Below are 8,801 nucleotides of genomic sequence, written 5' to 3'. Positions count from 1 at the left end.
TTCGTTCCGGACCTTCCGACGTAATCGTGATCGACGCATCCAACGTCGAGAGCAGTTGTCCGGCGCTCCGCCGAATACCTACCACACGCGTTTCGGCGCGGTTAAGTTTCGGTGGGGGGGTTCGGCGGCTCACGCTTCGGCGTGTCGCGCACTTGATCATCATCGTCGGCGTGAGCGCCGGAATCGATCGATTTCGGCGGCCCGCTCATAGGCTGGCGAGGAACCTGTCGACTGCGTCGACGAAGCCTGAATGATCCTGCGGCCTGTGGTTCGTGCCGGCGAGCTGAACGTGTTCTGCGCCCTCTCGTACCAAGACGCCCGCTATCGCCTCGTACTCCGCATTCCACCCTCCCGTGACGACAAGGGTGGGCACTCCGTTGATCGCGGAGCTTTCCACCCCGAACCCCCACGGGGGCTGCTTCGCTTCGAATCTCGCGGCTGCCTCCCGCTCTTCGTCCCAGCGAGAACGATCGGCGGGGCCTCCGAACATGAGCGGCCGGACGATGGACCAGTAACCGAACAGGTCGCCACTCCGAGAAAGGGCTCGGGCGCGCGTCATCGCCTCGATGTGATCTTCGATCACCGGGACACCCCTAACGACGTCATAGAGGCCAGGCTCCAGGAGAACGACTGCACGCGCGGCGATCTGACGTGCCTGTAGAGCCAGAAACACGGGCACGGCGCCGGCGGAATGCGCGAACACGACCGCATCGCGCGGAGTGAGCGCTGCGAGAGATGCAACGTTCTCGTCCATCGGTCCGGTGAAGTCAAGACTCGCAAAGCGCGACTCCCGGTCGTTCGGGATCGAGGGCCAAGCGTCGCGGCCCTGACGGCCCGCGCCGTGAACATACACTCGCATCCGCCCAGGGTACTCGCGGCCTCCGAAAACCCCTGCCAATACCGGCTTACGGCAATCGTTAGCGGTGCGCCTCCCGAAGCGCGCGGAGTGACCGCGCCGCAAACGATCGTTTCTGGTGTGACGGACAACGGCATGCGGAAGATTATCCGGGTTACCCGACCCGGTTTGCGCCGGGCGTACGCTGATGGTCTCGATCGCGGAAGACGGGACGACGACCATGGGCGACTCGGCACAGGGGCCACGCGGTTCGCTGCTCTATGTGGAGGATGACACGGAGATCGCTGCGCTGGCGGTCGAAGTGCTGGAAGAGGTGTACGACGTCGAGCATGCCTCGGACGGCGAGACCGCGCTCCGGTTCGCGCTGAGCAGGCGGTACGACGCGATGGTCGTCGATCGACGTCTGCCCGGCATGGACGGTGTGGATTTCATCCGTGCCGTGCGTACCGCGCACATCACGACCCCGATCCTGATGCTGACCGCGCTCGGCACCGTGGACGATCGTGTCACCGGTCTCGACGGCGGAGCGAACGACTACCTGGTGAAGCCCTTCGATTACGACGAGCTACTGGCGCGCCTTCGTGCGCTACGACGGGCGTTCCGGGCTGATGGGAAGCGTCGGCGACTCGGGGAGTGGGTGTTCACGCCGGACGCCCAGGCCGCGTACGATCCATCTGGAATCCGAGTGGCGCTGACGGCGACGGAGAGCGCGCTCCTGGAGCTGTTGAGCACCAGCCCCGAGCACGTGTTCAGTCGGGACGAGATCCTCCGCGCCGTGTTCCATGAAGGAGACACGACGAGTTCGGTGGATACGTATGTGCACTATGTGCGGCGCAAGACGACTCCCGACATGATCGAGACCGTCCGCGCGCGCGGCTACCGTGCGGGAACACCGTCATGAGCGACGCCGATACGAGGCGGGTGCGACGCGCAGCGCTGTCCATCGGGCTCTGGGTCGGGATCTCGTCCGGGGTGATCGTCGCGATCGGCATCGGAGTGCTGATCGCCGTGGTGCTCTCCACGTCACGCCGCGAAGGCGAGGAGCACGGCGGCGGCTGGGTCGGCGGTCCCGCCGGGACGAGAGACGACTTCATCGTCGACATCGACGTGGTCGTGCCGACCGTGATCATCCTCGGGTTGATCGGCGTGGTGCTGCTCGGGGTGGTCGCCGCGGTCGCCGCGCGACGGTCGGTCCGCCCGCTCGGGGAGGCGCTGCGTCGGCAGCGGAACTTCGTGGCCGACGCGAGTCACGAGCTCCGCACGCCACTGACGACACTGACAAGCCGCGTCCAGGTACTGCAACGCCGTCACGATCGCGGCGAAGATATCGGGGCGGGCCTCACCGACCTCCGGCACGATGCGGACATGATGGCCGACGTACTCAACGATCTGCTGATCGCTGCGGAGGGGGAATCGATTCCCGATGGGAACGCGGACGTTGCGACAGCGGCAGCCGCAGCCGTAGCCGCGGTGACGACGAGCGCACAGGACTCCGAGGTCTCGCTCACGATCACGGTGGATCAGGAGGCGGAGGTGCAGCTGCCGGTCGTCACGCTCGTCCGCATCCTGGTCGCGCTGCTCGACAACGCAGTGCAGCACTCCCCCGCCCGCGGCACTGTCTCGATCCACATCGGGAGAGACCTCCGGAACGTGACGGTGCGCGTGATCGACGAGGGCTCCGGGATCGAGGGCATCTCCCCGGACCAGGTCTTCGAGCGGTTCGCGCGTCCGCGCGAGAGTGGACGCCCCCGCAGCTTCGGTCTCGGTCTCTCACTCGTGCGGGATGTCGCCCGCCGTGCCGGCGGTTCCATCGAGGTCGAACGATCGACGACATCCGGCACGACCTTCCTGCTCACACTGCCGGCTCATCCCTGAACGAGTGCGCATCCCCCGATCGGCTGCGCACCGGCCGTCGTCGTCTGCACATCAACCATCGTGGTGCCGAGCCAGCGGGTCACCCGACGATCATCGTCGACGACGATGCCGGTGCGGGATCCCGCGGCCGCAATCCACGAGCGGTCCGCTGGACCGGCCACCACAGCAGCGGTCGCCCAGACGTCCGCCTGTGTGAGACCGTCGGCCACGATCGTGGCCGACGCGACACCCGTCGCGGGGCGGCCGGTGCGCGGATCGAGGATGTGATGCCCGCGCTCCGCCGTCCCTGAGGTCGCCACCGCGCCGTTCACCACGTCGATCACCGCGATTATCTGGCTACGGTCGTGCGGGTCGGCGATTCCCACCTGCCATCGCCAGTCGACTCCCGCCGCCGTGAACAGCTGCAGGTCTCCGCCGGCGTTGATCCCGACCGCGGTCGCAGCTGACAGCAGCGGCTCGAGGTGCCGACGGCTCGCTGCTTCCACGGCCCAGCCCTTCACGTATCCGGTCGGGTCGAACCATCCGCGCCACCGGGCGGAGAACAGTCCGCCGGTGTCCTGTTCGGCGCGTTCGCAGGCATCTGCGACCAGCGACATCCTGCTGTCCGCATCCGCGATAGCGAGCTCACTGCGGCGAATGCGACTGATGTCGGAATCGGCGCGATACGTCGAGAACACCCGATCGATCTCGCGCAGTTCGTCGAAGCATGCTTGCACAGCCCGGTCGGCGCCCGCGTCGGTCGTCTCCTCCGGGCCGATCAGGTGGATGCTCATCGGGATGCCCATGATCTCTTCGACCCAGGCCCGCGTCCCCTCATTCGCGGTACGCATCAGCTCTGCGCCTGGTCGATCGCGCTCTGCAGCGACGAGAGGTAGCCATCGCTCGTGTAGGTGGCGCCGGACACCATCTGGATCTTCGAGCTCTGAGCCTGGATCGTCTCCGAGACGAGCCTCGGGATCGCGGTGCCGTTGATCTGCCGATCCCGGCCGTTGCTGTTCGGGTAGTCGACCGCCTGCGCATCCGTTATCCGTCCGCCCGAGACGGTGATCTGCACCTGCACCGGCCCGTAGCGAGTCTGCGACGATGTGCCGGTGTAGGTTCCGTCGGCGAGGCCGGTGGCAGACGTGGTTCCCGAGTTCGAAGACGTGGTTCCTGAGCTCGACGTGGTTCCCGAGCCGCTCGCGCCGGTGTCGGCGGTCGTCGACGAACTGCCCGCTGTCGCCGCACTGGCGTCGGTCGGGGTGACCGCCTCCAGAGACGTTCGGTAGCTGAACAGCAGCACGAGGCCGCTGACGGTCGCGAGCAGCGTGTAGAGGATCTTCTTCATGGCCGTCTCCCTGCTCAGATAGTGAACGATTCGGAATGGATGCGATGGGCGGGGAACCCGGCGTCAACCAGGTCGCGCCTGAGGTCTTTCATCCAGGCCTCAGCGCCGCAGATGAACACGTCGTGGTCCTTCGGCTCCGGCACGAGGTGGTGGAGGAGATCTGCGCCCGACCATGCCTCGTGCGTGGCGGGAATCCAGCTCGATGCGCCAGAGGATCGCGGGCCGATGAACGGCAGGTAGCTCAGGCCACGGGTGCTGATGAGGTGAGCGATGGCCTCCTGTCGAAGAGCGTCCTCTGCGGCGGACTCCCGGGTGATGAGCATCGCGTCTCCTGGTCCGTAGCCTTCCGTCTCGAGCAGCGAGACGAGCGGTGCGACCCCGGCGCCGGCGCCGATCATGAGCAGCTTCGTCCCGGTCCGCCGCTCGCCGGTCATCTCCCCGTATGGTCCTTCCACGATGACCCGGGTGCCGGAGCGCAGCGCGGTGAGGCGTCGTGTACCGTCGCCCACCACACGGGCGGTCAATGTCAGCTCGCTTCCCGGCGCAGCGGAGAGCGAGAACGGGTGTCCGCGGGTCCAGCCGGGCCCGTCGAGGAATCGCCAGACGAAGAACTGACCGGCCCGGGCACCGAGCGTCGGAAGGTCGCGACCCGTGACTCGGATGGTGACGCCCCGAGCACCGTCCGCCTCGACCCCTGCCACCCGCAGCGCACGACGTGTGGACCGCAGCAGCGGCATCCCGATGCGGAACACCAGCACCGATCCCGCGGCGAGGGCCCAGATCGACCACCAGTAGGCGGTCGCGATCGGCGAGGACAGGAAGTCGGCGCCCGTCCACAGCTGGTGCGGCAGCGCGAGCCCGACGCCCAGGTAGGCGTAGAGGTGCAGGAGATGCCAGGACTCGTACCGCAGGCGACGACGAGCACGCCGGATGGAGGTGACGACCACGAGCAGGATCAGCAGCGTGCCGGCCGTGGCTAGGAGCATGCCCGGGTAGTCCCAGATGAAGCTCCACAGCTGGACGAGCGGGTTGATGCCGGCCGCCATCGCGTAGCCCACCGCGAGCAGCGCGATGTGCGCGCCCATCAACCAGAACGACCAGAATCCGACGAAGCGATGCAGCCGCGTGATCCCGTCGCGACCGAATCCGCGCTCGAACAGCGGGACGCGTGCCATCAGCAGCACTTGATAGAGCAACAGGTTCGCCGCGACCAGCCCGGTGAGGCGTCCGAGCGACGTGATGGTCTCGGCGTTGACCCCCAGGACTGCGGTCACTCCACCACCGGCGACCCACAGAGCCACGACGAACAGGCTGGTCGCCCAGATCACCGTGATCGCCGCTGCACGCCAGAGCTGCGCGCGGCCGTGGGCTGCCCGCCGTGGCTCAGGGGAAGCGGCGGGGACGGAAGCACGCGGTCTCGTCGTCAGAGTGGTCATAGGGGAATCGTGCTGCGCCGACTCTGAGACAGGTCTAAGGAACGGCTCCCGATAGGCAACTCATAGCTGTCTCTCAGGCAACGCCACTCGTCCCGAGCAGCGTGCCGATCGCGAACGTGACCACCAGCGCGATCGCCCCACCGAGCACCACCCTGATCGTGGGCCTCAGCGCGGGGTTCCCGCCGATCCTCGCGCTCAGGAATCCGGTCAGCGCGAGCGCCAGCAGCACCACCGCGAAAGCGACCGGCACCCGGATCTCGGGAGGCGGGAGCAGTATCGCCAAGAGCGGAAGCAGCGCTCCGAGTGCGAAGGCAAGTGCGGAGGCCCCCGCCGCCGCCCACGGACTGACCACCTGGTTCTCCGTGATGCCTAGTTCCGCTTCGAGATGCGCGGTCAGCGGATCCTGCGCGGTGAGCTCCTCCGCCACGAGGCGCGCGGTCGCCGGGCGGAGGCCCTTCGCCTGATAGATGCCCACCAGCTCCTCGAGCTCGGTCGCAGGATCATCGGCCAGCTCGCCTCGTTCCTTCTCGATCAGAGCCCGCTGGCTGTCTCGCTGACTGCTCACCGACACGTACTCCCCGAGCGCCATCGAGATCGCCCCACCGACGAGGCCGGCGACACCCGCCGCAAGCAGCGTCGCCGAATCGGTCGTCGCCCCCGCGACACCGACGACGAGCGACGCGACCGACACGATGCCGTCGTTCGCACCGAGCACCCCGGCCCTGAGCCAGTTGAGCCGCCCAGCGAGGTCGCCGCGGTGGGGCTCACCCGGATGCGTCGCCGACATCATCGTCCCGCTCCCTCTCCCGGCGCGGCGATGGAAGGCACATCCCGACGAAGCTCCCGCAGGAGGTCGAGCTGCATCCGATTGATTCCCATCAGCTCCTCGATCTCCCGCTTCGCTGCGAGGTTCGTCTCGTAGTCGTGCTCGGCGAGGGCCGCCGCGATGGCGTCCTGGCGTTTCGCCGCGATCAGCAGGATCGCCCCCTGCAGACCGGCGAGCATGCTGAGGAACAGGTTAGCAGGATGTACGGGTAGGGATCCCATGTGACGGCCGTGACGTTGACTGCGGCCCACACGATCATGAACACGACGAATCCGCCGATGAAGAACCAGGAGCCCATGCCGTTGCGGAGCCGGTCAGCCGCACGCTCCCCACGAGTGAGCTGCTCTGCGTGCGCGGAATGCCAATTCGTGAGCGGTCGGGTCATCGGGCAAGAGTACGCCCACCACGAACGCACCCTCAGCTCGACCGCTAGCAGGTCCGGCCGCGGCAGCAGCCGAAGGCCCCTGCCAGAACGGGGTTCCGGCTCCCAATAGCGGCGACCGCCCGGGCAACCAAGTGACACCCGCGCCAGAAACGATCGTTTTCGGTGTGCTCTAACCGTTGCTAATTTCCGCCAAAGCGTTGGGCGGTGCGTGTGCGTTGAGGTGTCGCACAACGCTAGGGATACGAGACGTCTCATCTGCCTGAGTGTTGAGGACTTCGGACACTGACATGGTTCGCGAGTTTCCCAGGCTCGGCGATTCTCACAACTATGTCTCACAAGTGATTGACAAGATACGAGTACACACCCTTAGTTGCGAGACACCTGGAGAACCCTGAAATGGCAAAGCTGATCGGCTACGCACGAGTGTCCACCCGTCAGCAGTCAACGGATCGCCAAGAAGCAGACCTTCTGGCTGCGGGCGTCCGCCGAGATGATCTGTACACCGATCACGGAGTCTCCGGTGCCCGCGCATCTCGCCCCCAATTCGATCGCGCGATCGAAGCAATCGAAACCGGCGACACCCTCGTCATCACCACACTGGATCGGTTGGGCCGATCGACACAGAACATGCTCGCCTTCGCAGACGAGCTCCACGCTCGAGGCGCAGGATTGCGCGTGCTGAACCTGGGAGGCGGCGACGTCGACACGTCCACGCCGATGGGGTCGATGCTGTTCACCGTCATGGCAGCACTCGCGCAGATGGAACACCAAATCAAGCGCGAGCGCATCGTTGACTCGATCAGCAAACGACGCATCGCCGGCAAGGATCTCGGCGGACGCCGACAGCGAGTCACGGACAGCCAGATCCGCAACGCCCTCCACCTCGTACAAAGCGGCCAGCCAACAGCACAGGTCGCCCGCGACCTCGGAATGTCCCGCGCAACCTTCTACCGCCGGTCAAGAGCACTCACCGATTAGCACTCGACCGCAAAGTGTCGGTTTGTGCACACCAGTACAGATCGGGCGTTGTCCACAGTCCCCAGCACAATGCCCGGATTGCTAGGGCCAGCTGTGCCGACGACTTCGGACAATGACAGCTGTCTCCTGATCCGATGAGACGCCCCGTAACCGTAGCGTTGTGCGACACCTCAACGCACACGCACCGCCCAACGCTTTGGCGGAAATTAGCAACGGTTAGAGCACACCGAAAACGATCGTTTGCGGCGCGGTGAGTGAAGGCACACCAGATCGAATGCCAGAAACGTGCGCCGTAAGCGGGTTTCGGTAGGCGTATTCGGTGGGGTGTGAGCCGGATGTACTTACACCCAGTCCCCAGAGATGTGGCCTGGGGTGAAGCCGTTCCAATAGGTCATCAATCACTGTATAGTTCAGTGTGTGCTGACTATTTCCTCACGCCTCGATGTCATGAACCGGCTCGGCCGGGCCATGGCCGATCCCACGCGTTCCCGAATCCTAATGTCTCTGCTCGGTGGACCGAGCTACCCGGCTGTGCTCTCTCGTGAGCTGGAGCTGACGCGTTCGAACGTGTCGAACCATCTCACCTGCCTGCGTGACTGCGGGATTGTCGTTGCCGAGCCGGAGGGTCGCCAGACCCGTTACGAGATCGCCGACCCGCATCTTGCGGCTGCGCTCGTCGCGCTCGTGGACGTGACGCTGGCGGTCGATGAGCACGCGCCGTGCGTGGACTCTGCGTGCACGGTGGCTGGCTGCTGTGGGACGGGGGCGGACGCGTGAGTGCGGCGTGTGGCTGCGAGCACGAGCCTGCCCAGCCTGCCACTGCGGCGGAGGATGAGACCGAAGAGGTGGAGCGGCCCTGGTGGAGGGACCGCGGGATCATGGTGCCGGTCTTCTCCGGTGTCGCATTCCTGGCCGGTCTGATCTTCGAATGGTCCGGCCTCGAGATCCCGGCGCTGGTGTTGTTCTGGGCCGGTCTGCTCCGGGGCGCGTCGACGTTCACGCCCGGCGCGATCCGGAAACTGTTCAAGGGCAAGCTCGGTATCGGGCTGCTGATGACGATCAGCGCGATCGGTGCGGTCATCCTCGGCTACGTGGAGGAGGCTGCAGCTCTGGCGTTC

The 8,801-nt window shown here is 66.1% G+C and carries 9 protein-coding genes and 2 pseudogenes; 5 read left to right on the top strand and 6 right to left on the bottom strand.

The genetic code is table 11. The annotated features are described in order from the left end of the window. Positions 1-205: 205 nt before the first annotated feature. Positions 206-859 carry an alpha/beta fold hydrolase gene (locus Q1J95_RS12050; protein ID WP_300267840.1) on the bottom strand — a complete coding sequence of 218 codons (654 nt, stop codon included), beginning with the start codon at positions 857-859 and terminating at the stop codon, positions 206-208. 184 nt (positions 860-1,043) lie between these two features. On the opposite strand from Q1J95_RS12050, the gene Q1J95_RS12045 reads away from it, so the two are divergent. Together Q1J95_RS12045 and Q1J95_RS12040 are read left to right on the top strand one after the other, a co-directional pair. Beyond that, positions 1,044-1,757, top strand: a complete 714-nt coding sequence (locus Q1J95_RS12045) for a response regulator transcription factor (RefSeq protein ID WP_300267839.1) — start codon at positions 1,044-1,046, stop codon at positions 1,755-1,757. Further along, positions 1,754-2,731 (top strand): HAMP domain-containing sensor histidine kinase, encoded by a 978-nt coding sequence (locus Q1J95_RS12040; RefSeq protein ID WP_033105316.1) that lies wholly within the window; start codon positions 1,754-1,756, stop codon positions 2,729-2,731. The genes Q1J95_RS12045 and Q1J95_RS12040 overlap by 4 nt, the downstream gene beginning before the upstream one ends. On the opposite strand, the gene Q1J95_RS12035 is transcribed toward Q1J95_RS12040, so the two are convergent. The 5 genes and pseudogenes from Q1J95_RS12035 to Q1J95_RS12015 form a co-directional block, all read right to left on the bottom strand. Beyond that, a complete protein-coding gene (locus Q1J95_RS12035) occupies positions 2,722-3,561 on the bottom strand; it encodes an FAD:protein FMN transferase (RefSeq protein ID WP_033105317.1) in 840 nt (279 codons plus the stop codon). The genes Q1J95_RS12040 and Q1J95_RS12035 overlap by 10 nt on opposite strands. Further along, on the bottom strand, positions 3,561-4,058 hold the full coding sequence (locus Q1J95_RS12030) for an FMN-binding protein (protein ID WP_033105318.1): 498 nt from the start codon (positions 4,056-4,058) through the stop codon (positions 3,561-3,563). The genes Q1J95_RS12035 and Q1J95_RS12030 overlap by 1 nt, the downstream gene beginning before the upstream one ends. Before the next feature lie 14 nt (positions 4,059-4,072). Further along, complete coding sequence (locus Q1J95_RS12025) at positions 4,073-5,494, bottom strand: ferric reductase-like transmembrane domain-containing protein (RefSeq protein ID WP_300267835.1); 1,422 nt, start codon at positions 5,492-5,494, stop codon at positions 4,073-4,075. Positions 5,495-5,567: 73 nt separating this feature from the next. Next, positions 5,568-6,284 carry a VIT family protein gene (locus tag Q1J95_RS12020; protein ID WP_300267833.1) on the bottom strand — a complete coding sequence of 239 codons (717 nt, stop codon included), beginning with the start codon at positions 6,282-6,284 and terminating at the stop codon, positions 5,568-5,570. Continuing rightward, positions 6,281-6,579 (bottom strand): annotated as a pseudogene (locus Q1J95_RS12015) (DUF1003 domain-containing protein). Before Q1J95_RS12015 ends, Q1J95_RS12020 begins: the two are co-directional and overlap by 4 nt. 522 nt (positions 6,580-7,101) lie before the next feature. Between Q1J95_RS12015 and Q1J95_RS12010 the strand changes: the two are divergent. The 3 genes and pseudogenes from Q1J95_RS12010 to Q1J95_RS12000 all read left to right on the top strand — a co-directional run. Then, complete coding sequence (locus Q1J95_RS12010; protein ID WP_300267831.1) at positions 7,102-7,683, top strand: recombinase family protein; 582 nt, start codon at positions 7,102-7,104, stop codon at positions 7,681-7,683. A 417-nt stretch (positions 7,684-8,100) separates the two neighbouring features. After that, positions 8,101-8,460, top strand: coding sequence for a metalloregulator ArsR/SmtB family transcription factor (locus tag Q1J95_RS12005; protein ID WP_029153952.1), 360 nt, complete (start codon positions 8,101-8,103; stop codon positions 8,458-8,460). Beyond that, positions 8,457-8,801, top strand: a pseudogene (locus Q1J95_RS12000) (cation-transporting P-type ATPase); the annotation flags it as partial. The gene Q1J95_RS12005 and the pseudogene Q1J95_RS12000, both read left to right, overlap by 4 nt.

The sequence above is a fragment of the Microbacterium sp. genome (assembly GCF_029263575.1).
Lineage (GTDB): Bacteria > Actinomycetota > Actinomycetes > Actinomycetales > Microbacteriaceae > Microbacterium.
The sequence above is the reverse complement of the archived record's forward strand: the minus strand, read 5'-3'. Positions and strand labels throughout refer to the sequence as shown.